This is a genomic window from Sphaerisporangium krabiense (assembly GCF_014200435.1).
Lineage (GTDB): Bacteria > Actinomycetota > Actinomycetes > Streptosporangiales > Streptosporangiaceae > Sphaerisporangium > Sphaerisporangium krabiense.
Genome location: NZ_JACHBR010000001.1, coordinates 1,084,413 through 1,110,299 on the forward strand (window position 1 = coordinate 1,084,413; position 25,887 = coordinate 1,110,299).

Genomic DNA, 25,887 nt, shown 5'->3' on the forward strand with positions numbered 1-25,887 from the left:
GGACGACCGCGAGCGCCGGCGCGCGGCCGCGACGATCTCGGACGTACGGCCCGCGGTTTTGTCGTCGCCGAATGGCATGCTGGAAGGCGTGACGGTGCACATGGTCAGCCCCCTGTTCGTCGGGCGCGAGCGCGAGCTCGAAACGCTCGGACGCGCGCTCACGCGTGCGCGGGAGGGCGCGGCGACCACGGTGTTCGTCGGCGGCGAGGCCGGGGTGGGCAAGACCCGGCTGATCCGCGAGTTCTCCCAGCGTGCCGGCGACGCCCGCGTGCTGGTCGGCGGCTGCCTCGAACTCGGCACCGACGGCCTGCCGTTCGCGCCGTTCACCGCCGTGCTGCGCCGGCTAGTCCGCGACCTCGGCCACGACGGCGTCGCGGCCCTGGTGCCCGGCGGCAGAACGCGCGCGCTCGCCCGCCTGCTGCCCGAGTTCGGCGAGCCCGACGACGACGGCGGTGAGGCGCGGGCCCGGCTGTTCGAGCAGGTCCTCGGCCTCATGGAGCGCCTCGCCGAGATCGGGCCCACCATCCTGATCATCGAGGACGCCCACTGGGCCGACCGTTCCACGCGCGACCTTCTGTCGTTCCTCGTCCGCTACCAGCGCCCCACCACCCGCCTGGTCATCCTCGTCACCTACCGCTCCGACGAGCTGCACCGCACCCATCCGCTGCGCCCGCTGCTGGCCGAGCTGAGCCGCATCGACTGGGTCATGCGGCTGGACGTCCGCCGCCTCAGCAGGCGCGAGGTCATCCTGCAGGCCGCGAGCATCCTCGACAGAGAGCCCACCATGCTCGACGTCGACCTCATCTACGCCCGCAGCGAGGGCAACCCCCTGTTCGTCGAGGCGCTGCTGGACGGCGGCGAGGCGGCCGCCATGCCCGACTCCCTGCGCGACCTTCTGCTCGTCGGCGTCGAGCGCCTCCCCGAGGACACCCAGGAGCTGCTGCGCGTCGCCAGCGCCGGCGGCGACAGGATCGAGCACGCCCTGCTGTCCGCCGTGGCCGGCCTCGACGACGCCGCGCTGTCCCAGGCCCTGCGCCCGGCCGTCTCCGGAAACGTGCTCGTCGTCGACGGCGAGGGGTACGCCTTCCGGCACGCCCTGATCCGCGAGGCCGTCCACGACGATCTGCTGCCCGGCGAGCGCGTGCGCCTGCACACCCGCTTCGCCGAGACCCTGGAGCGCGACCCCGGCATCCTGCCCGACCCGCGCGGCGCCATCGAGCTGGCCCACCACTGGTACGCCGCGCTCGACTCCCCCTCCGCGCTCCTCAGCGCCTGGCGCGCCGCCGCCGTGGCCCGCAAGTCCACCGCCTACGACGAGCAGCTGCGCATGCTGACCCGCGTGCTCGAACTGTGGGACCGGGTGCCCGACGCCGCCGAGAAGATCGGCGCCGACCACGTCGACGTCCTGCGCCAGACCATCACCGTCGCCCACCTGGCCGGCGAGTTCGAGCGCGGCATCTCCCTCGCCAAGGCCGCGCTCTCCGAGATCGACACCGAGACCGATCCCGTGCGCGCGGCCCGCCTGCTGCGCCAGCGCGGCCTGGTCCGCTACGACCTCGGCCGCGAGGGCTACCTGGACGATCTGCGCACCGCCGTCCGGCTCGTGCCCGCCTCTCCGCCGTCCCGGCTGCGCGCCCAGGTCCTGGAGAACCTCGCCCGTGTCATCCACGACCCCAACGCCTGGGCCGAGAAGGAGGCCCTCGCCGAGGAGGCCATGGCGATGGCCCGCGAGGTCGGCGACCCGGAGACCGAGGCGCACGCCCTCACCTCGCTCACCTGGGCGCGGTGCCGCTACTCCGCCATGCAGGACCAGGCCGGCGCGTTCGGCCAGGCCCGCGAGATCGCCACCCGCGGCAACCGCTACAGCGCGCTCATGCGCGTCGCGATCTCCGAGTCCGACGCCTACGAAGGCGCCGGATGGCACGAGAAGGCGGCGCAGGTCGCCCGCCGGGGCATCGCGGACGCCGAGGCGTTCGGCCTCGCCCGCACCTCCGGCGCGTTCCTGGCGATCAACCTGTCCGAGCCGCTGATGTCGCTCGGCCGCTGGGACGAGGCGCTGGAGGTCATCGACCGCGCGCTGGACGTCGTGCCGCCCGCCCCCTACCGCGCCAGCCTGCAGGGCTACGCCACCGACATCGCCCTCGCCCGCGGTCAGATCGACCGCGCCGAGTCGCTCTTCCACTCCTCGACGCACGTCCTGAACCGCGGGTACTACCGCGACCAGTCAGTGCTGCCGCACCTGCGCCGCGAGATCGAGATACGCCTCGCCCAGGGCCGCGCCGACGACGCGCACGCCCTGGTGCAGCGGGCCGTGCGCGAGTACGAGTCGGAGGCCGCTCCCCGCTACGTCTGGCCGGTCCTCATCACGGCCACCGAAGCGGCCGGCCCGCTCCTCCCCGAACTCCGGGTGATCGCCGCGAAACTCCCGGTAGAGGGCGACCTCCAGGAGGCCCAACGCCTGACCTTCGCCGCCCGCTACCTCCAAGCCTCCACCACCCCACCCTCCTTCGCCCGCCCCCTCCACACCCCCAACACCCCCTCCTCCGCCACCCCCCACCTCCACCCCCTCAACGCCTCCGCCTCCGCCTCCGCCTCCGCCTCCGCCCGAGCCTCCAACGACCTCACCTCCGCCCGAGGCTCTGACGACCCCGCCTCCGCCCGCGCTTCTAATGCCCCCGCCTTCTCCCGCGCTTCTAACGGCCTGTCCTCCGCCGCCACCTGCACCGGCGACGGCTCGCCCGCTGCCGATGGCCTTCCCTCCCCGGATGAGCTTCTGTCGGCCACCTGGCTGGAAGGCCGGGTTCCCCCGGCCGCCGTGTCGGCGTTGTGGGACAAGGTCGTGGCCGCGTGGGCGGCGCTGCGCCAGCCTTACGCCGAGGCCCGGGCGCTGTTCGGCGCCGCTCAGGCCGCCGTCACCGCCGGAGACCGCGACCGGGCCGCCGAGCGGCTGTCCCGGGCGGCCCGCCTGGCCGAAGAGCTCCGCGCGGCCCCGCTCTCGGCCGAGATCGACTCCCTCGCCCGCCGGGCCCGCCTTCCCCTCGCCGGCGAGCCCGCCTCGGCCCACTCCTCCAGCCCACCCGCCGAGACCGGCCTCGGCCTCACGGCCCGCGAACGCGAGGTGCTCCGCCTGGTCGCCACCGGCCGCAGCAACCGCGAGATCGCAGCCGCCCTGTTCATCTCCGCCAAAACCGTCAGCGTCCACGTCAGCAACATCCTCGCCAAACTAGGCGCGACCTCCCGCGGCGAAGCCGCCGCCACAGCCCACCGCCTCCACCTGTTCGACGACCACCCATCCTGACCCGAGGCGTGCGCGGTTGGTGGGCTGCTGGTCGGTGGACAGCTGGTCGGTGGACTGTGCTGTCGGCGCCTTGGTGTGTCGAGCCGCTCGACACCACACGGCCAGCCCGTCGAGCCACGCGGCGACGCGCGCGTTCATGGGTGGGAGCGCGGTGCTCGGCCACAACGGTGCGGCACGGGTGGGGTCAACACACCTAAGCCACCACAACCACCTCGCCATCCCACCGTTCCACACCACACGGCCAACCCGTTGAGCCACGCGGCAACGCGCGCGTTCATGGGCGGGAGCGCGGCGCTCGGCCACAACGGACCAGCACGGGCGGGGTCAACACACCTAAGCCGGGACAACCACCTCGCCATCCAACCGCTCAACACCACACGGCCAACCCGTTGAGCCACGCGTGGACGCGCGCGTTCATGGGCGGGAGCGCGGCGCTCAACCACAACGGTGCGGCACGGGTGGGGTCAACACACCTAAGCCGGGACAACCACCTCGCCATCCAACCGCTCAACACCACACGCCCAACCCGTCGAGCCACGCGGCAACGCGCGCGTTCACGGGTGGGAGCGCGGCGCTCAACCACAACGGACCAGCACGGGCGGGATTAACACACCCAAGCCGGGACAACCACCTCGCCATCCAACCGCTCGACACCACACCACTGACCAGTCGAGCCGCTCTGGAGATGCGCGCGTCGTGGGGGGATCACGGTGCTCGGCCACAACGGTCCGGCAGGGGTGGGGTCAACACACCTAAGCCCCACAACCACCTCGTCATCCAACCGTTCCACACCACACGGCCAACCCGTCGAGCCACGCGTGGACGCGCGCGTTCATGGGTGGGAGCGCGGTGCTCGGTCATGGTGGCGCGGCGCGGGTGGGATCGGCATACCTAAGCCGGGACGACCGCCTCGTCGGCGAATTGTTTGGGGGCCGCCTCGTCACAGAGGTGGGTCGAGCGTTTGTGGTTGTTCGGCGAGTCGTTGGGGCGGCCGCGGATTCATGGTCGGGGGCGGGTTGGTCGGGCGTGACCGGGTGAACCGATCTGTATATAAGGCGGGTTTGCGGGTTGGCTTTTTCATGGGTGATGGTCATGGGCGACCTCGTGCGGCGGCATGGCTTGGATGAAGGTTTTTTCCGTGTTGTTTCGTGGTTAGGGAGCCGGGCTTCGAGGCGGGGAGCGAGGGGACGTTACGTGTTGTCGTCCTGGGGTGGCGACCGAGGGGTTGGGGGTGGCTTGACCAGGTGTAACGGCTTCGGGGTGATGCCCAGCGACCCGAAATGGAAGGTGGAATGCCTTTATATTAATGGACATCCCGTTATTGCTGGTTGCGGAGCCCGAGTCCGGAATACCGAGCAGCCGGGAAAACATCGCCTGACCATCTGGTGAAAGCGTCTATTTCGCGGTGTGGGGGCTCGGTTAATCTCCTCGCATGAGCGCTCAGGTGAACAGCGGAACGGGGCCGGGGGCCATCACGCCCGATGGGTCGCCCGTGGAGTTCTACCGGCGGATGCGGGCCAGGGGCGAGCCCGATGTGGTGGCGGCCGTCGTGCCCGCCGGAGGGGTGATCCTGGACCTCGGCGCGGGCACCGGCCGTCTGGCGCATGCCTTGCTGGAGGCCGGCTACAAGGTCGTCGCGGTGGACGAGTCGGCCGAGATGCTGGCGCACATCGAGGGCGCCGAGACGATCACGGCCCGTATCCAGGGCCTCCGGCTCGACCGGCTCTTCGACGCCGTCCTGCTGCCGTCCTATCTCATCAACGTGCCCGACGACGTGCTGCGCCGCGAGTTCCTGGCCACGTGCCGCCGTCACGTCCGGGAGGACGGCGCGGTGCTGGTCCGGTGGGAGCCGCCCGAGCAGTACGCCCGGTGGCGGGTCGGCAAGGGCCGCGCCTGGGAGGACGGCGCGGTCATGATGACCGCCTTGGACCGGCCGGGTCCGGAGCTGTTCAGGGCCACACTGCGGTACCAGACGGGCGATCTGGTGTGGACACAGACGTTCACGCAGCGCCGCCTCACGGACGAGGAACTGGAGTCCCACCTCGCCGAGGCCGGGCTGACCCTGTCCGGCTTCCTGACCGCCGACCGCGGGTGGATACACGCCGTCCCCCATCCCTGACCCCGTGCCGTCACCTCTGACCGCGGACTCGCCACAGGCCGCCACCCGGATGCCGAGTCCGCGGTCACCCCGGACCGCGGCTGGACACACGCCGCCTCCTCCCCGTGACGCTGGATCTTGTCGTCTGAGGTTCACCGGACATGCGTGGAATTGTCCAAATGTGACGGATTTACTGCGCACTGTCGATATTGATCGCGGACCTTCGGAGGAACCCCTGTCCACCATCCGTCCGGACCGGAGACGCGGGGTGGCGCTCGCGGCGCTGCTTCCCGCTCTGGTTCTCGGGCTCACCGCACTTCCCGCGCACGCGGCCCCCGCCGACCCGGTGTCCGACCCGGTCGCGCTAACCGCGCCGGAGGCCCGCCGCGCCTCCTCCTATCCCCCCGTCACGACGCCGCTGCCCGGCACGACCGAGGCCCCCGGCCCGGCCGCACGGACCGCCGCGGCCCCGGGCGGCCCGATCGAGACCTACCGCACCGGCCGCCCCGTGGCCCCCGGCGTCCGGCTGGACTCGCTCGACACCCTGGACGCCAAGGGCTGGCAGCGGGCCGACACCCTCACCGTGGACCTGACCAAGGGCGCCACCGTCGGCTACCTCGACGCCGGCCGCGTCGCCAAGGGCGGCAGGATCTCCCAGATGGCCGAGGCCAAGGGCGCCGTGGCGGCCGTCAACGGGGACTTCTTCGACATCAACAACTCCACCGCCCCGATCGGCCCGGCCATCGCCGGCGGCGAGCTGCTCAAGTCCGCCTCGGGCCGCACCACCGCCGTGGGCTTCGACGCCTCGGGCGCCGGTCGCGTGCTGGACATCCTGTTCGAGGGCACCGTGCGTCTGCCCGGCCAGACAGGCACCACGCCGCTGGTCCGTCTGAACAGCCCGGACCTGCCCCGCGACGGCATCGGCGCCTACACCCCGCTCTGGGGCGCCTACCCGCGCACCCGCGCCGTGCAGGACGCGGGCCAGGTGACCGAGGTGCTGGTGTCCGGCGGCAAGGTCGTCAGCGTCGCCGCCAGACCCGGCGAGGGCGAGCTGCCCACCGGCACCACGGCACTGGTCGGCCGGGAGGCCGGGGCCGCGCTCCTCGCCGGGCTCGTCCCCGGCGACCCCGTCGAGATCGCCTACCGTCCGAGGACCTCGGACGGCTCCGCGCTCGCCACCGCGATCGGCGCCAACCACCTGCTCGTCAAGGACGGCGTGGCCCAGCCGATCGACGACACGACCGTCGCCGCGCGCATGGCCCTCGGCCTCACCGCGGACGGCACGAAGATGTTCCTGGTCACGGTGGACGGCACCCGGACCATCCACAGCCGCGGCGCCACGCTGCGCGAGATGGCCGACCGGCTCGTCGCGCTCGGCGCGCACTCCGGCGTGGAGATCGACGGCGGCGGCTCCGCCACCATGGTCACCCGCAAGCCCGGCGCCGACCGGCTGCGTGTCGACAACGAGCCCAACGACGGCGAGGAGCGCGTCGTCTCCAACGGCCTCGCCGTCTACCGGCCGAAGGGCAGCGGCAAGGCGCGGGGCGTGTGGGTGGAACCGGCCGTGGACCCGGCCGCCGCGCCGGGCACCGGCCCCGTCGCGGGGGGCCGTCCCGACCGCGTGCTGCTCGGCCTGACCCGCACGCTGACCGCCACCGCGTACGACGAGGTGTACGGCCCGGTGCGCGACCGGACGCCCGTCCGCTGGTCGGCCACGCACGGCGCCGTCGCGAACGGCGTGTTCCGCGCGGCCCTGCCCGGCGCCGCGACCGTCTCGGCGTCCGCGGGCCGGGCCAGGGGCGAGGCCGAGGTGGAGGTGCTCGGCCCGGCCGTCCGCCTGGACACCACCCAGCCGACGCTGAACGTCGCCGACGCCTCCTCCACCGCGTCCTTCGGCGTCGTCGGGTACGACCGGTACGGCGACTCGGCACCGGTCGAGCCCGGCGACGTGCGGCTGGAGTACGACGCCGGCCTGCTGAAGGTCACCCCGGACGCCGGCGGCGGTTTCACCGTCGGCGCGGCGCGGGAGTCGGGCGCGGGCCTCATCACCGTCAAGGTGGACGGTCTCACCACGTCCGTCGCGGTCAGCGTGGGCGTGACGAAGACCGTCCTGTCCACCTTCGACGACGCGGCCCGGTGGACGGCGGGCTCGGCGCGGGGCACGGCCACCGTCACCCCGGTCGCCGAGGGCCGGAACGGGCCGGGTCTCCGGCTGTCCTACGACTTCACCCGGTCCACCGCGACCCGCACCGCGTACGCCATCCCGCCCCGGCCGCTCGGGGTGGCCACGCGCGCGCAGGCGTTCGGCGTCTCGGTGTACGGGCACGGCCAGGGCGAGTGGACGGCGTTCACGGCCGTGGACGCGACCGGCAAGTCCTACTCCATCTACGGCCCGTACATCACCTGGGACGGCTGGCGGGAGGTGGAGATCCCGGTGCCGGCGGCGCTGCCCCAGCCGGTCACGGTCAGCAGGTTCTACACGATCGAGCTGAAGGCCGACCGTCAATACCAGGCCGAGGTGCTGCTGGACGACCTGTACGTGAAGGCCGCCCCGGCGATCGACCCGCCGCCCGCGCCCCGCGTCCAGGACCCCGTGATCGTCCCCTCGGTGGACGGCGAGCCGTGGCGCTTCGCGGTCATGTCGGACGCCCAGTTCGTCGGCCGCGCTCCGGACTCCCCGCTGGTCGCCGCCGCCCGCCGCACCCTGCGCGAGATCAGGGCCGCCAGGCCCGACTTCATGATCATCGCTGGAGACCTGGTGGACGAGGCGTCCGAGGCCGACTTCCAGCTCGCCAAGCGCGTCCTGGACGAGGAGATCGGCGACGCGCTGCCGTACTTCTACGTGCCGGGCAACCACGAGGTCATGGGCGCGGCCATCGACAACTTCAGGAAGTACTTCGGCGACACCAGCCGCACGTTCGACCACAAGGGCACGCGGTTCGTCACCCTCGACACCTCGCGCGGCACGATCAGGGGCGGCGGCTTCGACCAGCTCGAACGCCTGCGCGCGGCCCTGGACGGCGCCGCGTCCGACGACCGGGTCAACTCGGTCGTGCTGGTCGAGCACCACCCGCCGCGCGACCCGACCCCGGCCAAGGGCAGTCAGCTCGGCGACCGCAAGGAGGCCGCGCTGGTGGAACACTGGCTGGCCGCCTTCCAGCACGACACCGGCAAGGGGGCGGCGTTCATCGGCGGGCACGTCGGCACGTTCGACGCCGCGCGCGTGGACGGCGTGCCGTACCTGGTCAACGGCAACGCGGGCAAGACCCCGGCGACCACGCAGGGCGGCTTCACCGGCTGGACCCTGCTCGGCGTCGACCCGGTGTCGCGCGCGGAGCAGGCCGCGGCCCGCCTGCTGCCCTTCACCGGCGGCCCGCGCTGGCTGGCCGCCGAGACCCGCCCGCACGTCGACGCCCTGACCCTGGACGCCCCGCCGACGGCGACGGTGGGCACTCCGGTGAAGGTCACCGCGACGCTCACCCAGGACGGCCGCGCGGTCCCGGCCGCCTACCCGGTCAGCGCCCTGTGGACCGCGAGCCCGAACGTCCACGTCGGCGACCCGAGGCGGGCCCGCGGCCACGACGTCGCCGCGTTCGACCCCGCCACCGGAACCCTCACACCCCGCCGCCCCGGCGAGATCACCCTCTCGGTCCGCGTCAGCGGCGTGACCCGGCAGGCCCGGATCACCGTCGTCAAGCCCGCCTGAACCTGTTTCCGCGCCGGGGGCGGAGGTCCGCCCCCGGCGTCAGGCGAGCAGGTCCAGGGACTGGGAGAGAACCAGGCCCGCCGCGCCGAGCATGGTCATGTCGTCCTCGACGTCGGCGAAGGTCACCCTCGGCTCTCCGCCGGGGTGGCTCGGCGTGCCTTCCAGCAGGTAGCGCTGGACCAGGGTCCGCAGCTCCTCGCCTCCCTCGACGACGTCCCCGTGCAGGATGAACAGGCCCGGCGCGAGTACCTGCTGCAGGTTGATGAGGCCGACCGCGAGGTTGCGGGCGTACCGGTCGAGCAGCGCGCGGGCGCCCGGGTGGTCCTCGGCGGCGAGGCGCGCCAGCGGCCCGGCGGTGAGGGAGCGCGCGCCGGGCAGCCCGATCGCGCTCGCCTGGCTGCGCAGCCACCGGTGCGTCGCGATCGTCTCCCAGCATCCGCGGCGCCCGCAGCGGCACACCGCGCCGTTGAAGTCGACGATGGTGTGCCCGGCCTCGCCGCCCGCGCCGGCCGCGCCGCGGTGGACGGTGCCGTCGATGACGAACCCGACGCCGATCGCCTCGGCGCAGTACACGGAGGCGAAGGACGAGATGCGCCGGCCCGAGCCGAACCAGCGGTCGCCGATGGCCTGGATGCGCGGGTGGAGGTCGATGTGGACGGGCAGGCCGAGACGCTCCGAAAGCTCGGGGCCGATCCTCAGCCCGGCGAGCCTCGGGGCGAGGTTCACCTCGACGACGCGTCCCTCGTCGGTGTTCACGACGCCGCCGACGGCGACGCCGACGCCGAGCACGGCCGTGCGGTCGTCGGGGAGCACCTGTTCGACGCAGGAGGCCACCCGGTCGATGATCGCGGGGTGGTCCAGCTTGACGGCGGAGAAGCGCGCGGACGCCTGCTGGACGATCGCCCCGGTCGGCCGTACCAGCGCGGTGTGCACGGTGCCCGGCCCGAGGAACACCGACGCGATCGGGCGGCCGTGTGGCGAGAACCACAGCGGGCGGGCCGGCTTGCCGCCCTGCACGCTGCTCGGCTGCGGCGGCCCCTCGATCAGGATGCCGTCGTTCAGCATGGGCTGGACGATCGTGCCGATCGTCGTCTTGGTCACTTCCGAGATGCGGGCCAGCTCCGCGCGGGACACGGGGCCGACGTCGTAGAGAATCTGCAGGAGCCGGCTGCGGTTGAGCCGTCCGGTGCCGGTCGGAGAGATGAGCCGCGGCGCCGAGGACGCCCGGGCCGGCGCCCGGTACGCGCCGCCGGACGCCGTCGCGTCGGAGTCCCCCGTGAGATCTTCTGCGTGCTTCATCACTCGGGGTGGTGGGGGTTGGTCAACACGGATGCTCTCTGCTCTCGCGCCGTCGGCGGCCGTCAAGTTCGTCCACTTACTGGACGATGTTCTACACGACTCGCCCCCCGGCGTAAATAGCCTTCCAGGCCGGGCGGCCCCGTCGCCGGCGCTCGAAGCCGCGGCCGGCGCGCCCGATGGAGGGTCGCCGGCGACGCCGGGCCCGGCCTGGTCAGGGGGCTTCCCGCCGGGGGAGGACGCCTCCGCGAGGTAGGCCGGGCGCAGCTCACGCAGCCGGGCGCGCAGGACCGTGGCCGAGCGCGTCCAGCCGATCCGCGCCGCGATGACCGTGGCGGGCGCCGTGGGGTCGCGTGCCAGCTCCGCGCGGATCAGCGGTTCCGCCGCGTCCGCGATGGATCCGGCCACCGTCCGCGTGTACTTGGGCGGTTCCTGCGCCGCGAGCGCCCGGCGCACGGTGTTGCGGGAGACGCCCATGCGCGTGGCGATCGCCCGGACGGATATGCCGTCGACTTGGTGTAATCGGCGGATCTCCGCCCAGTCGTCCACACTGATCATGCCCCTCTTGTGTCACAGGTCGTGACAGGGGTGGGTCAGTTCGCAGATTTTGCCGGTGGGTCATTTTTCACCCCTCGCGACCCTTGACACTCCCCACGTAAGTCATGAAGGTGTACATACCTAGTCCGCTGAGCCCATGGCATACGCGACCGCCCGGCCCCCACCGGCGCGCGAGCCGTCTGCGGTCGCTCGCGTCTCCCACCTGTCCTGGACTTGGAGTGTCAATGAAGAGAACGGTCAAGAAGCCCGCCGTCCCCCTGCTGGCGGGGGTCGCCGCCTCACTTCTCCTTACCGCGTGCGGTGGCGGCGGCGGCTCCACGGGTGAATCGAACGCTCTCACCCAGGAGAAGTGCGACGCGCTCATCTCCAAGGCGCCGGCCCCCACCGCGGCCGCCGCCGCCCCGTCGTCCCCCGCGGAACCGGCGCCGTCCGCCTCCTCCGGCGGTGGCTCCGGCGCGCCGGCGGCCGGCGGGAAGAAGGAGATCACCTTCGTCGCGGGGTCCTACACCTCGACCACGGCCGCGTTCTGGAAGGACCTGATCGGCAAGTTCGAGAAGGCCAACCCCGGCTTCAAGGTGAAGCTCCAGATCGTGGACTGGAACAACATCGACCAGCAGGTCGCCACGCTGGTGCAGACCAAGCAGTACCCGGACATCCTCAACCAGAACAAGTTCTCCGGCTGGGCGGCCAACGGCATCCTGCAGCCGGCCGCCGACCTGGTGTCCCCCGAGGTCCAAAGCGACTTCATCCCCGCGTTCAAGAACGCCAGCGTGTACGAGGGCGTCCAGTACGGGCTGCCGTTCATCACGAGCACCCGGGCGCTGTTCTACAACAAGGACGCCTTCGCGAAGGCGAACATCACCGCGCCGCCCACCACGTGGCGCGAGCTCGTCGACGCCGCCAAGAAGCTCCAGGCCGCCGGCTACACCGGCTTCGGCCTGCCCCTCGGCTCCGAGGAGAGCCAGGCCGAGTGGTCGATCTGGCAGTGGGGCAACGGCGGCGACTGGGAGTCGGCGCCCGGGAAGTTCACCATCAACAGCTCCAACAACGTCAACACGCTGAACTTCCTGAACTGCATGACGAACGTCTACAAGGTGACCCAGCCCAACGCCGGTCAGACCAACCGCACCGACGGCGTCTTCCGCCCGTTCGCCGACGGCAAGGTGGGCATGATGTCGGGGGCCAGCTTCGCGCCCGCGCTGTTCAAGCAGTGGAACTCCACCGTGAACTACGGCGTCGCGCCGCTGCCCGTCAACGGCGACGTCCCGCCGTTCACGCTCGGCGTGCAGGACTACCTGATGTCCTTCAAGAACCCCGGCAACACCGAGGCCGTCAGCAAGTTCCTCAACTTCGTGTACCAGCCCGACAACTACCAGAGTTTCCTCACCAGCCAGGGCTTCCTGCCCGCGACGCAGAGCGCCTCGACCGCGCTGGCCGACAACGCCGACTTCGGGCCGTTCCTGAAGCTCCTGCCCACCGCGCGGTTCTACCCGGCGACCGACCCCAAGTTCCCCCTGGTCCAGGGCGCCATCCAGAACCAGATCGGCACCGGCATCGCCCCCGGAGCCGACGCCAAGAAGATCCTCGACGCCATCAACGCCGCCGGCAAGTAACCCACCCCATCGCGGTCCCGCCCGCCCGCGCGTCACCGGGCGGGCGGGACCGCGAGTCACCCAGTCAGGAAAGTGGAAATGCCCATGGCGGACGTGCTACCCCGGGCCACGCCCTCCCCGCAGGCGGAACCGGAGCTCACGCGGGGCGCCTCGATCCGCGCGACGCTGAGGTCCCTGCCGTGGACCGGGCCGGCGACCCTGCTCATCGCCGCCGTCATCGTGATCCCGATCGTCATCATGGTCCGGTCGTCGTTCATGGTGACCGACTCCTCCGGCGTCACGCACGGCTTCGCGGGCCTCGCCAACTACCGGGAGCTGTTCGCCGAACCGGCGTTCGCGGAGGTCGCCCTCCACACGCTGACCTGGGTGGTCGTCGTCGTCGGCGCCTCGCTGGCGATATCGCTCGGCCTGGCCCAGTTCCTGAACAAGAACTTCGCCGGACGCCGGTTCGTCCGCTGGTCGCTGATCGTCCCGTGGGCGGCTGCGCTCGTGATGACCTCGACGGTCTGGCGCGTCATCCTCGAATACGGCAACGGGATCCTGAACCGGCTGCTCATGGACCTCGGCCTGATCGCGCAGCCCATCGGCTGGTACCAGGACCCCGCGTACGCGTTCACGTCCGTCATCGTCGTCGGCATCATCGTGACGGTGCCCTTCACGACGTACGTCATCCTGGCGGGCCTGCAGACCATCCCCGGGGAGGTCTACGAGGCGGCCAAGACCGACGGCGCGGGCGCGTGGCGCACGTACTGGGGCATCACGTTCCCGCTGCTGCGCCCGTCCCTGGTGATCGCCACGATCCTCGTCGTCGTCTACGTCTTCAACTCGTTCCCGGTCATCTGGGTCATCACCGGCGGCAACAGCGGCAACGGCACGGACACCACGATCACGTGGGCGTACAAGATCGCCTTCCGCCAGCAGCTCGACACCGGCGAGGCGGCGGCGTTGTCGGTGCTGAACGTCGTCTTCCTCTGCGTCGTCATCTTCTTCTACTTCTCCGCCATCGCCGCCAAGGACGGCCGGCGCCGCCCGCTCACCGCGGCCGTGGCACGCCTGCTCGCCCCGGTGGCCGAACGCTGGACGGCGTTCACCGCGCGCCGCGGGGACCCGCGGGCCCGCCGGCGCAGGGAGGGCCCGGCGCGCGGCGCCGGGGTGTGGCGCGCCGTCCGCCCGGTCGGCATGCCGGTCATCGGGCTGCTGATCTCCCTGTTCTTCCTCGCCCCCTACGTCGTGATGTTCCTGTCGACGTTCAAGACCTCCACGGAGCTGTTCGCCTCGCCCGCCACCTACCTTCCGGAAACCTGGATGTGGAGCAACTGGGCGGACATCTGGACGGAGCTGGACCTGGCCGCGTTCATCAAGAACAGCCTGATCATCTCGGTCGCGTCGACCGCGCTCGTGCTGCTGGTCTCGGTGCCGGCCGCCTACTACAGCGCGCGCAACCGGTTCGCCGGGCGGGCGCTGTTCATGAGGCTGGTCCTGGTCACGCAGGTGATCGCGCCGGTGTCGGTGGTCGTCGGCCTCTACCAGGAGTTCGTCTGGGTGGGGGCGGTGAACCAGTACTGGTCCATCATCCTCACCAACGCCGCCTTCAACCTGGCGTTCTCCATCTGGGTGCTGAACGGCCAGTTCGAGTCCGTGCCGATCGACGTCGAGGAGGCCGCGAAGCTGGACGGCCTCGGGCAGCTGCGCACGATGGTCCGCATCGCCCTGCCCCTGGTCCGCCCCGGCCTGGTGACCGCGCTGATCTTCTCGTTCATCCAGGTGTGGAACGAGTTCCCGGTCGCGCTGACCCTGTTCAACAACCCCACCGAGGGTCTGCAGACGCTGCCGGTCGGCATCCAGCAGTTCGTCGGCCTGGCGCAGACGAACTACCAGTACCTGTTCGCGGCCTCGCTCATCGCGATCGTCCCGGTGGTCCTGCTGTTCGTCGTCATCGAGAAGCACCTGGTCGCCGGTCTGACGGCGGGGGCGGTCAAGTGAGCGCGGCGGGCCGCTTCGAGGACCTCGGAGCGGGAATCGTCGGCCTGCGCACGCCGCGGTCCTCGATCGCGATCGACCCGGGCGACGGCGGACGGCTGGTCTCCCTCCGCGTCCACGGTCACGAGATCCTCGGGTCGACCGCGCCGGTGCCCGGCCGTCCCGCGGACATCTTCCACGGCTCCTTCGTCATGGCGCCGTTCGTGGGACGCACCGCGCACGGGCGGTTCTCCTTCGACGGCGTGGACCACGCGGTCCCGGTGAACTTCGGCGCGCACGCCATCCACGGCTTCGTCTTCGACCGTCCGTGGCGGGTCGAGGACGACCTGCTCGTCATCGACCTCGACGAGCGGTGGCCGTTCGGCGGACGGGTGAGCCAGCGCTTCGACCTCGGCCCGGACCACCTCACCGTCACGGTGACGGTCGCCAACGACAGGCGCGCCATGCCCGCGCTCGCCGGCTTCCACCCGTGGTTCCGGCGGCGGCTGGCCGACGGCACCGAGGCGGACCTGGACTTCCGCCCCGGCACCCGGTACGTGTGCGACGACTCCGGCATCCCGGTGGGCACCGCTCCCGGCGGAGGCGACCGGCCGTGGGACGACTCGTTCACCGGCGTCGCGCGCCCGCCCGCGATTCGCTGGGGCGACCGGCTGGAGCTGCGCGTCGAGACGACCGGGACCCATTGGATCGTCTGCGAGACGATGCCCGACGCGTTCTGCGTCGAACCTCTCTCCGGCCCGGTGAACGGACTGGCCACCGGGCGGTACACACGTGTCGAGCCGGGAGATCCGCTGCGTCTGTCGATGACGCTGCGCTGGAAATGACGAGCGATTGGAAGGGCCCATGAACGCTCTGGAGAAGTTCTCACTGGAGGGGAAGACCGCGCTGGTCACCGGGGGCAACCGCGGTCTCGGCCGCGGGATCGCCCAGGCCCTCGGCGAAGCGGGCGCGGCGGTCGCGGTGACCGCCAGGACGGAGGAGGCCGCCAAGGCCGCCGCCGCCGAGCTGGGCGAGCTCGGCATCCGCGCGTACGGCCTGCGCCTGGAGGTCTCGGACATGGACGACGTCGAACGGGCCGTGGCGACGATCTCCGCCGAGTTCGGCGAGATCGACGTCCTGGTGAACAACGCGGGCGTCAGCATCGGCGCCGCCGCCTTCGACGCCCCCGACAGCACCTGGCGCGAGGTGATGTCGACGAACGTGGACGGCGTCTGGTACTGCAGCCGCGCGGTCGGCCGCCGGATGCGCGAGCGTTCCGGCGGGACGATCGTGAACATCGGCTCGATCTCCGCCGAGATCGTCAACCAGCCGCGCTGGCAGGTCTCCTACCTGACGTCCAAGGCCGCCGTCCACCAGATGACCCGGGCCCTCGCCGCCGAGTGGGCTCCCTACGGCATCCGGGTCAACGCCGTCGCCCCCGGCTACTTCCTGACCGAGGCGTCGCCGGTGGACCAGCCCGAGTACAAGCCGTACTGCGTGGACCCCGCGGCGATGAAGCGGTACGGCGAGCCGGACGAGCTCGGCCCGACGATCATCTACCTCGCGAGCGACGCGTCGAGCTTCATGACCGGTTCTATCGTCAAGATCGACGGCGGCTATACGCTCTTCTGAGCAGACACTCCCCTCTCGTCCGTGTGCACGTCGTTCGACACGGACGAGAGGATCGTCGGCTTCGCGCTCGCCGGCAGCCGGGCTTCCGGCCGGATTCGAGAACCAGGAAGGGAGACATGTCCGCGCTGCGTCGATTCGACGGCCACATCGTCGTCGTCACCGGAGGGGGACGCGGCATAGGGCGGGCCACGTCGCTGCGCTTCGGCGCGGAGGGCGCGCACGTCGTGGTGGCGGACGAGGCGGTCACGTTCGCCGACGAGGTGTCCGCCGAGATCCTGGAGCGCGGCGGATCCAGCGAGTCGTGGGGCGTCGACGTGGCCGACCCCTCGTCCGTCGGGCGGTTCTTCTCCGAGGTGGGCGAGAGGTGGCAGCGGCTGGACGTCCTCGTGAACTGTCCGGGCCACGCCACCGACACGCCCTTCGAGCGCGTCACCGAGAGCGAGTTCGTGGAGGACCTCTCGGTCACGCTGAAGGCGCCGTTCCTGTGCATCCAGGCCGCGATCCCCTACCTGCTGCGCTCCGACAGGAACCCGAGCGTCGTCAGCATCGGGTCGGTCAACGGCTTACGGGCGTTCGGGAACGAGACGTACGGGGCCGCCAAGGCCGGGCTGATCAACCTCACCGAGAACCTCGCCATCCGCTACGGGCCGCGCGGCCTGCGCGTCAACGTCGTGGCGCCCGGGACCATCGCCACCCGCCTCTGGGACGCCCGCGTCGCCGAGGAACCGGCGATCCTGGACCGGGTCACGACCCTGTACCCGCTGCGGCGGCTCGGCACCCCGGAGGACGTCGCCGCCGCCTGCCTGTTCCTGGCCTCGTCGGACGCGAGCTGGATAACCGGTCACACGCTCACCGTGGACGGCGGCATCACCGCCGGCCACGGCGCCTTCATCGACACGGTCTTCGGCGACGCCGGGCCCTTCGCGCCCGGGGATCGGTGAGGCCGTCCCCGCGCCTCCGCCCATGGCCGGGGAGAATGTCCTGGTGCTGAACTACGACGCCGAAGCGTCCACGTACGACCGCACGCGCGGCGGAGACGCCCGGGCGGTGAGCGCCGCCGCCGCGATCGGGGCACTCCTTCCCCGTCAGGTCACGCTGGTCGCCGACCTGGCGTGCGGCACCGGCATCGTCACCGCCCGCGTCGCCGCGCCCCGGGTGATCGGCATCGACCTCTCGCACGGCATGGCGCGCCTCGCGGCGGCCCGGCTCCCCGGCCGCGTCGCGCGCGGCGACGTCACCGCCGTGCCGCTCGCGGACGGCTCGGTGGACGCCGTCGTCATGATCTGGCTGCTGCACCTGCTGGACCACGCGGCCTCGGCCCGCGCCCTGGCGGAGGCGGCGCGCGTCCTGCGGCCCGGCGGCACGTTGCTCACCACGGTGGACAAGGACGAGGCGTACTACGTGACGCCGTCCGACGTGGCGGAACTGATCGTCCCGGTGCGCGCCCGCCACGTCCCGCCGCCGTCCGACGCCCACGACCGCGTCACCGGCCTGGCCACGGCCCTGGACCTGTCGCCCGCCGGCCGGACCACCTTCCCCGGCGACGGCCAGGGCCACTCGCCGCGCGGGTGGGCGGAGCTCATCCTCACCCGGCGGATCCCCTGGACGAAGCGGGCCGACCCCGGCACGCTCGCCGCCCTGACCGGCCGTCTCCATGCCCTGCCGGGCCAGGACCGGCCGCGCGCGGACCCGGTGTATCGGCTGGTGAGCTTCACCAAGGGCTAGCCGGGGTCAGGCGGGCAGGAGGCGACGGGCCGTGCGGAGGGTCACCACCGCGACGAGCGGCGTCAGCATCCACAGGAACGCCACGCCCTCCATGAGCCAGGCCAGCCCCGCGGTGAGCGCCCAGAACGCGGCGATACCCCCGAGCATGACGGACACGACCCGCAGCCGCCGGGCGTCCGCGCCGGGGCGCAGCACGCCGCCGCGGACCGCGGCGGCCACCAGGAGGCTCTGGCAGAGCAGCAGCACGGCCTCCGACCCGGCGAACAGCGTCACCGACAGGGGGTTGGCCGTCGATTCCCCGATCAGGGCGGTCGGGTAGGGCAGCAGCACCACGAAGATCAGCAAGGGGATGTGCAGGAAGGACATCCACCGGGTCATGCGCGTGATCTGGTCGAGCAGCCGGTGGTGCTGACGCCAGGTCGCCCAGAGCATCAGGAACGCGATCACGAAGGCCAGGAACGCGCCCGAGTTCTCGCCGAGGAAGTGCCACAGCTCACGGGCCGCGGCCATCCGGTCGCCGCCCTCGCCGCCCCCGCCCTCGGGCCGGGGGATCTCGATGACCAGCAGCGTCATCGCGATGGCGAACACCGCGTCGGCGAACATCCCGAACCGCTCGTGGGTCATCCCCGGAGCGACGGGGTCCCCCTCATCCGTCCGCGACACGTGTCTCCCATACGCCAACCGCCACACGAACTACCGCAAGCGCCGCAATCCTCGCACAGTCCGGCCGACGCAGGAGCGGCCTCGGGAACGCGGGCGCAGGGACGATGCCACGGCGTCCGCCGCTGGCGCGATCGCCGCCGGATATCCGTCCCGTATATGACTCTTTTTCGCTGTTTGCAAGATCTTGTCAGCATTTCTTGCTGGTGTTACCACTATCGCAGCAGATGGGACGTCGCCAACGACGGCGCCGTCCCTATTTCAGGAGGCAACCGTGTCGTCGTCCCACCCCCCATTACGCACGATAGGCGCCGTCATCGCCGCGGTCGCCGCGGCCGCCCTCGCCCTTTCCTCCGCCGGAACCGCCCAAGGCGAGCAGCGCCACGAACCGCGGAAATCCGCGACCGTCCAGGGCGACGGGCAGGGTGAACCGGATAAGGACAACAGGAAAGGCCGAGTGGCACCGCCGATTTCGGCCAGGAATTTCGCCGGCGCGACCGTCCGATGGAACGACCTCGGCACTCCCGCCCTCGTCACCGCGGACAAGCCGCTCGCCGAAGGGCTCGCCGCCGACCCCGTCCAGGCGGCCCGCGCCTACCTGAAGGCCAACACCGGCCTGTTCGGTCTCGGAGCCGACGCCGTGGACGCGCTGGAGACGGTCGCGGCCAATCCGATCGGCGCGGGGTACGCGGTGCTCCTGCGGCAGAAGTTCGGCGGCCTGCCCGCCGGCCACGACGGCCTGGTCTCGGTGGGCGTGCGCGAGGGCAAGGTGCTGTACGCCTCCTCGACGCTGTCCCGCGACACCGGCGCGCCGCCCGCCGCCGCCATCACGGCGCAGCGGGCCCTGGAGATCGCCGCCCGCGACGGCGAGATCGACCTCGCCACGGCCACGGCCAAGCGGGCGGACGAGGTGGCGATCCCCGCGCCCGACGGCGTGCACCGGGCCTTCCAGGTCACGCTGATCGCCGCCGGCCAGGAGGACGAGCCCTCCGCCTACACCACCTACGTGGACGCCGTCAGCGGCGAGATCCTGATCCGGGAGAACCTCGTCGACCAGTTCGACCCGGACACCCCCTCCTGGTCGGTGTTCCCGGCCACTCCCCCCGGGGACTACTCCTCCACCGACACGCGCCGCACCTGGTGCGCCGCCCCCCGGCCGGGGTGCGACCTCGTCGTCGGCGGCGACGCGGCCACCGGCACGCCGTGGGACGTCGACCACGGCACGAACGCGCCGACGAACACCAGCCTCGGCAACGCGGCGCGCACCTACGAGAACCGCGCCAGCGGCGACGCCGCGTCCGTCGGCACGCGCACCAACGTGACCACCCCGAGCCGGAACTACCGCTTCCCCTGGCAGAACCAGTGGTTCACCGCCAAGTGCGACCCGGCCACCTTCGACCAGCCCGGCGAGGCCGACCTCGAAGCGGCGATCTCCAACCTGCACGCGATGCACAACCGCATGCACGACTGGGCGTACCGGCTCGGCTTCACCGAGACGGCCTGGAACATGCAGGCGAGCAACGGCGACCGCGGCGGCCTCGGCGGCGACCCCGAGCAGGGCAACGCCCAGGCGGGCGCCCGGGTCGCGTCGATCCGCAACAACGCCAACCAGATCACCCCGGTGGACGGCGTCGCGCCGATCACCAACATGTACCTGTGGCAGCCGCAGGCCGGCGCGTTCTACGCCCCGTGCGTGGACGGCGACTACGACATGTCGGTCATCGGGCACGAGTACACGCACGCCATCTCCAACCGCATGGTGGCCGGGCCGAACGCCGGGCTCAGCGGGGCGCAGGCCGGCGCCATGGGCGAGAGCATCTCCGACCTGTTCGCCATGGAGTACCTCTACGAGAACGGGTTCCGCCCGCGAGGCGACACGCCGTACGTGACCGGCGGCTACGTCACCGGCGACGCGGAGCGGGGCATCCGCAACTACGACATGTCGAAGTCGCCGCTGAACTACAGCGACATCGCCTACGACGTGGTCGGCCAGCAGGTACACGCCGACGGCGAGATCTGGTCGGCGACCCAGTTCGACGTCCGCGACGCCTTCATCGACCGGTACGGCAAGGGCTCCGCCGAGCTCCAGCGGGCCTGCGCCGCCGGCCGGAAGCCGATCGACAGGTGCCCGGGCAACCGCCGCTGGGTCCAGCTGCACTTCGACGCCTTCCTGCTCACGACGGCCGGCAACCTCAGCATGGTGGACATGCGGGACGCGATGCTCGCCGCGGACAAGATCCGGTTCGGCGGTGCGAACCAGGACATCCTGTGGAATGAGTTCGCCGAGCACGGCCTCGGCGAGGGAGCGGCCAGCAACGGGCCCGCCGATCCCGACCCGAAGCCCGGCTTCGCCTCCCCGAACGGCGGCAACGCCACGGTGACCCTGCGCCCCGCGGGCGAAGCCGCCGCCGCGCCCATCCGCCTGTACGTGGGCGACTACGAGGCCCGCGCGGTCCCGGTCGCGGACACCGACCCCGCCACCGAGCTCGGCGCGACCTTCCAGATCGTGCCCGGCAGGTACTCCTTCATCGCGGTGGCCCCCGGGTTCGGGCACAAGAGGCTCGAGTTCACGGTGAAGAAGAAGCAGGTCAGGGACCTCCCCGTCCAGATGTTCCGCAACCACGCCGCGGCCGCGGCGGGCGCGGCGGTGACCGGCGACGGAACCGACCGGGACAAGCTGATCGACGAGACGGAGGCGACGAGCTGGGACGTGTTCACTCCGATCGCCGGCCGTTCCGCCATCGTGGATCTGGCGGGCGACAAGGCCGTGAAGATCCGCAGGGTTCAGGTCAGCGCCATGATCGGGCCCGGGGCCGTCGCGCAGAACCGGTTCACCGCGCTCCGCGCCTTCGAGGTCCTGGCGTGCGACGCGACCGCCGGCGCCGACTGCACCGTCCCGGCGAACTTCACCAAGGTCTACACCAGCGCCGATGACGCCTTCGACGCCCGCCTCCCGCGTCCGCGCGGCGCCGACCTGATCATCAAGTCCTTCGACATCCCGAAGACCACCGCCACCCACCTGATCCTGCGCACGGTGTCCAGCCAGTGCACCGGCAACCCGCTCTACGCCGGCGAACAGGACAACGACCCGAGGTACCGGACCGACTGCGCCACCGCCAGCGCCGCCGGCTCCATCGAAGTCCGCACCGCCGAGTTCCAGGCCTTCTCCCACTGACCCACGCGACACCACCGGGGCGGCCCGGCCGACCGGGCCGCCCCGGTGACGCCCTGTATAAGGGGTGAGCTCCGCGCCCATAAGGGACAATCACCACATGAGCTCTCCGCTGCCCGGCTCCATCCAACTCCCCGACGGCACCTGGATCCGCGGCCGCGGCCTGCGCAACCCCACCCCGTCAGGACCGGTCCCTGACTTCGCGCTCTACCTCGGCACCTCCCGCCTCCGGCGCCGCCACGCCCCCGCCCTCACGTGGCCGCACGAATGGGTGGACTGGCCCGACTTCCTCCTCCCCCGCGACGCGAAGTCCGCCGCCGAATCCCTGAAGGCCCTCCACACGCGCGCCGAGTCCGGCCAGGCGGTCGAAGTGGCCTGCGGCGGCGGCGTGGGCAGAACCGGCACCGCCATCGCCTGCCTGACCACCCTGACGGGCCTGTCCCCCTCCGAAGCCGTCACCTGGACCCGCGCCCACTACGACCACCGGGCGATCGAAACCCCCTGGCAACGCCGCTGGGTGACCTGGTTCGCCACCCACTCCCCAAGGTGACCGGCGAAACGGCGCACCCGCCCCCTCGCACGCGGGCTCACCCCGTCCAGAGCCTGAGCCGGCCCTCCTTCGCCAGGCGCCGCCGCAGGACGATCTGGTACCAGGCGGTGACCAGCAGTGCGAGCCCGGCGGCGGGAATCCACCACTGACCCGTGGCGTTCAGCTCCTCCTCGGACACCCTCGCGATCAACGCCCCGGCGAACGCCCCCACCGTGACGTAGGCGACGAGCAGGTGCGCGACAAGGAGACGGCTCAGCCGGAAAGCGCGTCGCACCGTACGCGGACCGACCATGACGCCGGCCCACCACACGATCGCGGCGGAGACGCCCAGGCTCCAGCCGGCGATGAGCCACCCGCCCATGGCGTTCATCCCCACCGCCATAATGGGCGGCCCCAGGGCCATCATCGGGGAGAAGGGCAGCAGCACCGCGACCGAGCCCGCGTACAGCCGGATGTTGTCATCGTCCAGCCCGGCCGCGAAGGCCCGCAGGTCGGCACGCCGGCGCGCCCGCTCCCGCCGGCTCCTACGCCCGGTACGCAGCCGCTGGACGCCCCACCACAGCAGGGCCACCCCTCCGACCAGGACCAGCAGGCCCAGCAGCGAATGTCCGTCCACACGAGGCCCGCCGAGCCCGAGGACCAGGGCCACCCGATCCCCGCCGGCCTCCATCAAGCGCTCCCAGGCGCGCTGCGCCACCCCCACCCCCACCAGGGCGAGCAGTACCAGCAGACACCCGGCGCCGTCCTTGAGCCGCAACTTCTCCTCACCTGTCCGGCCTCCGGCGACAGACCCCGGCCGCTCCGGTCGGCCACGTCGTCGATGGTTGCGCGAAGGCCGGGATGGCTGCCCGGTCCGAGCTCGTCGGCCAGCGCCAGGGACGCGCGGCAGGCGTCCGCGTCCCCCTGGTAGGCGTGGATCAGCGCCTCCAGCAACAACGGAAACGGATCTCGGGGATGATCGGCGCGCAGCCGTGCCGCGTAAGCACGCGCCCAGGGGAACCGGCCCTCCCGGCACCGTCTCGTCACATGCGCGAGCGCCTCCGCCTCACCCACCATGGCGAACCCGGCACGTGTCCGGCGCGCCGATTCGCCGCCTCGTCTTCGCGTTCTCCCGCACCCGAATCACGGGCCAACCTGAATCACCAAAAGCGGTATCGATAGCAGCGCCCCGCCCGCCGTGACGAATGACCTTCCCGGCCCAGTATGGGCGTTCATCACCTGCTCGGTACGGAAAGCCGCCGCACCACGAACGGGCGCGATTCATACGCCCCCCTTTCGTGTGAGCACCGACCCCTATGTCGTTCACGGCGACCACTATTGCGCGTTCATAGCCGTCGCCCCGATCGATCGATCGTTAGATTGACCTGACGATCGATCGATCGGGCTCTCTGTTCCGACTCCTTGAGGGGGAGGCCCATGTCCGTCACCTCGGCCGGCCCGTCCACCACCAGTCCGCCGCGCACGAGCCCGCCGCAGGCGTCGCTCGGCCGCGTGACGGCCGCCGGGTTCGCCGGCACCGTCATCGAGCAGTACGACTTCCTGCTCTATGGCTTCATGTCCGCCCTCGTCTTCGGCGCGCTCTTCTTCCCCAGCGCCGACCCCACGGCCGGCACGCTCGTCTCCTTCGCCGCGTTCGCCATCGGCTTCGTGGCCCGGCCGGTCGGCGCGGTCGTCGCCGGCCACTACGGCGACCGGATCGGCCGCAAGAAAGTGCTGGTCACGACGCTGCTCGTGGCGGGGATCGCCACCACCCTGATGGGCTTCCTGCCCGCGTACGCGGACATCGGGGTGTGGGCGCCGATCCTGCTGGTGACGCTGCGCCTCGTCCAGGGCTTCTCGTACGGCGGCGAGATCACGGGCGCGGTGCTGATCACCACGGAGTCCGCGCCCCGCCACCGGCGCGGCTACTACGGGGGCTTCATCTCCGCCGCCGGCTTCGCGGGACTGCTCCTCGCCACCCTGGCGATCCTCACCGTCAGCGGGATGGACCGGCCCGCGTTCCTGTCCTGGGGCTGGCGCATCCCGTTCCTGCTGTCGATCGTCCTGGTGGTGGTCGGCCTGGCCATCAGGATGGGCGTTCCGGAGACGCCCGCCTTCGCCGCGGCCCGCACGCGGCACAGGGCGCCGCTGCTGGAGGTCTTCCGCCGTCACACCCGGCAGGTGCTGCTCGGCGTCGGCACCGGGTTCGGCTTCTATGTCACCTTCTACGTGCTGCTGGTCTTCTCGGCGTCGTACCTCACCGTGCAGCTCAAGCTCCCGGCCACCGTGCCGCTGGTGGCGGTGGCGATCGGCTCGGTGGTCGCCCTGGCCGTCAGCCCGTTCTGCGGCCGGCTGTGCGACCGCTTCGGCCGCCGGCCGATGCTCGTCACCGGGTCGGGGTTCCTCGCGGTCTTCAGCTTCGGCTTCTTCCGCATGCTGGACAGCGGCAACGCCCCGCTGATCTACCTGGCGTACGCGCTGGCGTTCGGCGGCGTGATGATCATGTTCTCGCCCCTGCTGACCTTCATCGCCGAGCAGTTCCCCACCGGCGTGCGCTACAGCGGCTCGTCCATGGCGGGCCAGCTCGGCGCCGTCCTCGGCGGCGGCCTGGCCCCGCTGGTGGCGACCGCCCTGCTCACCGCCTCGGGCGGCAGGTCCTTCAGCGTGGCCGCGTACGTGAGCGCCGCGATGCTCGTCACGCTCGGGTCGGCGCTGGCGCTGCGCGAGACCAACCAGGCGGACATCACCGAGGGCTAGGTTCCTAGGGGTGGTCGGGGCACCCCTAGGGCACAATAAGGGGGAGGCTGGACGATCGATCGGCAGGAAACGTGGCCATACCCCTGGAACAGCGGCGGATCGCGGCCGACGAAGTACGGCTCCCGGCCGGCGTCCCGCTGGAGGGCACCAAGGGCCGCATCCTCCAGGAGGCGCTGCGCCTGTTCGCCGAGCGCGGCTTCCACGGCACCTCGATCCGAGACCTGGCCGACGCGTGCGGCATCCGCTCGGCCACGCTGTACGCGCACTACCCGACCAAGGAACACGTCCTGGCGGAGCTGATCCGCATCGGCCACGAGGACCACCGCGACCGGCTGCTACGGGCGGAGGGCGCCGACCCCGTCTCCCGGCTGCGCGCCGTGGTCCGCGCACACGTCCTCGCGCACGCCGAGCATCCCCTGCTCGCCGTCGTCGCCACCAACGAACTGCACGCCCTCTCCCCGGAAATGGCCGCCCCCGCCCTGCTGATCCGCGCCAACGCCCGCCAGATGATGTACGACGTCCTGGACGAGGGCCTCGCCCAGGGCCTGTTCGAGATGCCCGACACCTTCCTCGTCCTGAACGCCATCAGCGGCATGGGCATCCGGGTCGCCAACTGGTACGGCACCGACGTCCCGTACACCCCGCAGGAGATCGCCGACGCCTACGCCGACCTGGCCCTCCGCATCGTCGGCGCGACCGTCCCACGCTGACCCCAGGGCTTGACCGGGCGGGGTTCCCCATCGCACGCCCGCCGAGCCTGGCCTTCGGCCTCGCCCTCGTCCCCGGCGGCCGGCTGGGCGTCCGGATACCGTCCGGCCTCCTGGCACGCGGCCCCGGCCTGCGCGGGCGTCGCCGCGTTCGCGCTGGTCGTCTCGCCGCTCGGG

At 71.8% G+C, this 25,887-nt stretch carries 16 protein-coding genes; 13 read left to right on the forward strand and 3 right to left on the reverse strand.

What is annotated here, in order from left to right:
• Positions 1-88: 88 nt before the first annotated feature.
• The 3 genes from BJ981_RS39000 (at position 89) to BJ981_RS04700 (ending at position 9,102) form a co-directional block, all read left to right on the forward strand.
• Positions 89-3,298: an AAA family ATPase gene (locus tag BJ981_RS39000; RefSeq protein ID WP_311745337.1), complete on the forward strand. Its 3,210-nt coding sequence runs from the start codon at positions 89-91 to the stop codon at positions 3,296-3,298.
• A gap of 1,432 nt (positions 3,299-4,730) precedes the next feature.
• Entirely contained in the window at positions 4,731-5,417 is a 687-nt protein-coding gene (locus tag BJ981_RS04695) for a class I SAM-dependent methyltransferase (protein WP_184608482.1), read from the forward strand.
• A gap of 247 nt (positions 5,418-5,664) precedes the next feature.
• The gene (locus BJ981_RS04700; RefSeq protein ID WP_239139460.1) at positions 5,665-9,102 is read left to right on the forward strand and encodes a phosphodiester glycosidase family protein; all 3,438 of its coding nucleotides are present in this window, start codon (positions 5,665-5,667) and stop codon (positions 9,100-9,102) included.
• A gap of 39 nt (positions 9,103-9,141) precedes the next feature.
• Here BJ981_RS04700 and BJ981_RS04705 read toward each other — a convergent pair whose 3' ends face one another.
• Positions 9,142-10,956 carry an ROK family protein gene (locus BJ981_RS04705; RefSeq protein WP_184608483.1) on the reverse strand — a complete coding sequence of 605 codons (1,815 nt, stop codon included), beginning with the start codon at positions 10,954-10,956 and terminating at the stop codon, positions 9,142-9,144.
• 224 nt (positions 10,957-11,180) lie between these two features.
• Between BJ981_RS04705 and BJ981_RS04710 the strand changes: the two genes are divergently transcribed.
• From BJ981_RS04710 to BJ981_RS04735, 6 genes are all read left to right on the forward strand, one after another.
• Positions 11,181-12,569 carry an extracellular solute-binding protein gene (locus BJ981_RS04710; RefSeq protein ID WP_184608484.1) on the forward strand — a complete coding sequence of 463 codons (1,389 nt, stop codon included), beginning with the start codon at positions 11,181-11,183 and terminating at the stop codon, positions 12,567-12,569.
• An 84-nt stretch (positions 12,570-12,653) separates the two neighbouring features.
• Entirely contained in the window at positions 12,654-14,552 is a 1,899-nt protein-coding gene (locus BJ981_RS04715; RefSeq protein ID WP_184608485.1) for an ABC transporter permease, read from the forward strand.
• On the forward strand, positions 14,549-15,373 hold the full coding sequence (locus tag BJ981_RS04720; RefSeq protein WP_184608486.1) for an aldose 1-epimerase: 825 nt from the start codon (positions 14,549-14,551) through the stop codon (positions 15,371-15,373). Before BJ981_RS04715 ends, BJ981_RS04720 begins: the two co-directional genes overlap by 4 nt.
• Positions 15,374-15,392: 19 nt before the next feature.
• Positions 15,393-16,160, forward strand: a complete 768-nt coding sequence (locus tag BJ981_RS04725; protein WP_184608487.1) for an SDR family NAD(P)-dependent oxidoreductase — start codon at positions 15,393-15,395, stop codon at positions 16,158-16,160.
• Between the two features lie 116 nt (positions 16,161-16,276).
• A complete protein-coding gene (locus BJ981_RS04730; protein ID WP_184608488.1) occupies positions 16,277-17,101 on the forward strand; it encodes an SDR family NAD(P)-dependent oxidoreductase in 825 nt (274 codons plus the stop codon).
• Positions 17,102-17,123: 22 nt separating this feature from the next.
• Complete coding sequence (locus BJ981_RS04735) at positions 17,124-17,885, forward strand: class I SAM-dependent methyltransferase (protein WP_204070453.1); 762 nt, start codon at positions 17,124-17,126, stop codon at positions 17,883-17,885.
• A gap of 6 nt (positions 17,886-17,891) precedes the next feature.
• Here BJ981_RS04735 and BJ981_RS04740 read toward each other — a convergent pair whose 3' ends face one another.
• Entirely contained in the window at positions 17,892-18,548 is a 657-nt protein-coding gene (locus BJ981_RS04740; protein WP_184608489.1) for a TMEM175 family protein, read from the reverse strand.
• A 454-nt stretch (positions 18,549-19,002) separates the two neighbouring features.
• Between BJ981_RS04740 and BJ981_RS04745 the strand changes: the two genes are divergently transcribed.
• Together BJ981_RS04745 and BJ981_RS04750 are read left to right on the forward strand one after the other, a co-directional pair.
• Entirely contained in the window at positions 19,003-21,720 is a 2,718-nt protein-coding gene (locus BJ981_RS04745; protein WP_239139459.1) for a M36 family metallopeptidase, read from the forward strand.
• 97 nt (positions 21,721-21,817) lie between these two features.
• Positions 21,818-22,267: a protein-tyrosine phosphatase family protein gene (locus BJ981_RS04750; protein ID WP_184608490.1), complete on the forward strand. Its 450-nt coding sequence runs from the start codon at positions 21,818-21,820 to the stop codon at positions 22,265-22,267.
• Between the two features lie 37 nt (positions 22,268-22,304).
• Here the strand turns inward: BJ981_RS04750 and BJ981_RS04755 are convergent, their stop codons facing one another.
• Positions 22,305-23,024 carry a hypothetical protein gene (locus BJ981_RS04755; RefSeq protein ID WP_184608491.1) on the reverse strand — a complete coding sequence of 240 codons (720 nt, stop codon included), beginning with the start codon at positions 23,022-23,024 and terminating at the stop codon, positions 22,305-22,307.
• A 659-nt stretch (positions 23,025-23,683) separates the two neighbouring features.
• Here BJ981_RS04755 and BJ981_RS04760 point away from each other — a divergent pair.
• Positions 23,684-25,003: an MFS transporter gene (locus tag BJ981_RS04760; protein ID WP_184608492.1), complete on the forward strand. Its 1,320-nt coding sequence runs from the start codon at positions 23,684-23,686 to the stop codon at positions 25,001-25,003.
• Positions 25,004-25,074: 71 nt separating this feature from the next.
• Positions 25,075-25,713, forward strand: a complete 639-nt coding sequence (locus tag BJ981_RS04765; RefSeq protein ID WP_239139458.1) for a TetR/AcrR family transcriptional regulator — start codon at positions 25,075-25,077, stop codon at positions 25,711-25,713.
• Positions 25,714-25,887 lie beyond the last annotated feature (174 nt).

What these genes read in the sequence shown, in the direction of transcription:
- BJ981_RS04725 (WP_184608487.1), top strand. Translation starts at nt 15,393, where the DNA reads ATGAACGCTCTGGAGAAGTTCTCACTGGAGGGGAAGACCGCGCTGGTC.
- BJ981_RS04730 (WP_184608488.1), top strand. Translation starts at nt 16,277, where the DNA reads ATGTCCGCGCTGCGTCGATTCGACGGCCACATCGTCGTCGTCACCGGA.
- BJ981_RS04760 (WP_184608492.1), top strand. Translation starts at nt 23,684, where the DNA reads ATGTCCGTCACCTCGGCCGGCCCGTCCACCACCAGTCCGCCGCGCACG.
- BJ981_RS04715 (WP_184608485.1), top strand. Translation starts at nt 12,654, where the DNA reads ATGGCGGACGTGCTACCCCGGGCCACGCCCTCCCCGCAGGCGGAACCG.
- BJ981_RS04750 (WP_184608490.1), top strand. Translation starts at nt 21,818, where the DNA reads ATGAGCTCTCCGCTGCCCGGCTCCATCCAACTCCCCGACGGCACCTGG.
- BJ981_RS04735 (WP_204070453.1), top strand. Translation starts at nt 17,124, where the DNA reads ATGGCCGGGGAGAATGTCCTGGTGCTGAACTACGACGCCGAAGCGTCC.
- BJ981_RS04705 (WP_184608483.1), bottom strand. Translation starts at nt 10,956, where the DNA reads ATGATCAGTGTGGACGACTGGGCGGAGATCCGCCGATTACACCAAGTC.
- BJ981_RS04695 (WP_184608482.1), top strand. Translation starts at nt 4,731, where the DNA reads ATGAGCGCTCAGGTGAACAGCGGAACGGGGCCGGGGGCCATCACGCCC.
- BJ981_RS04710 (WP_184608484.1), top strand. Translation starts at nt 11,181, where the DNA reads ATGAAGAGAACGGTCAAGAAGCCCGCCGTCCCCCTGCTGGCGGGGGTC.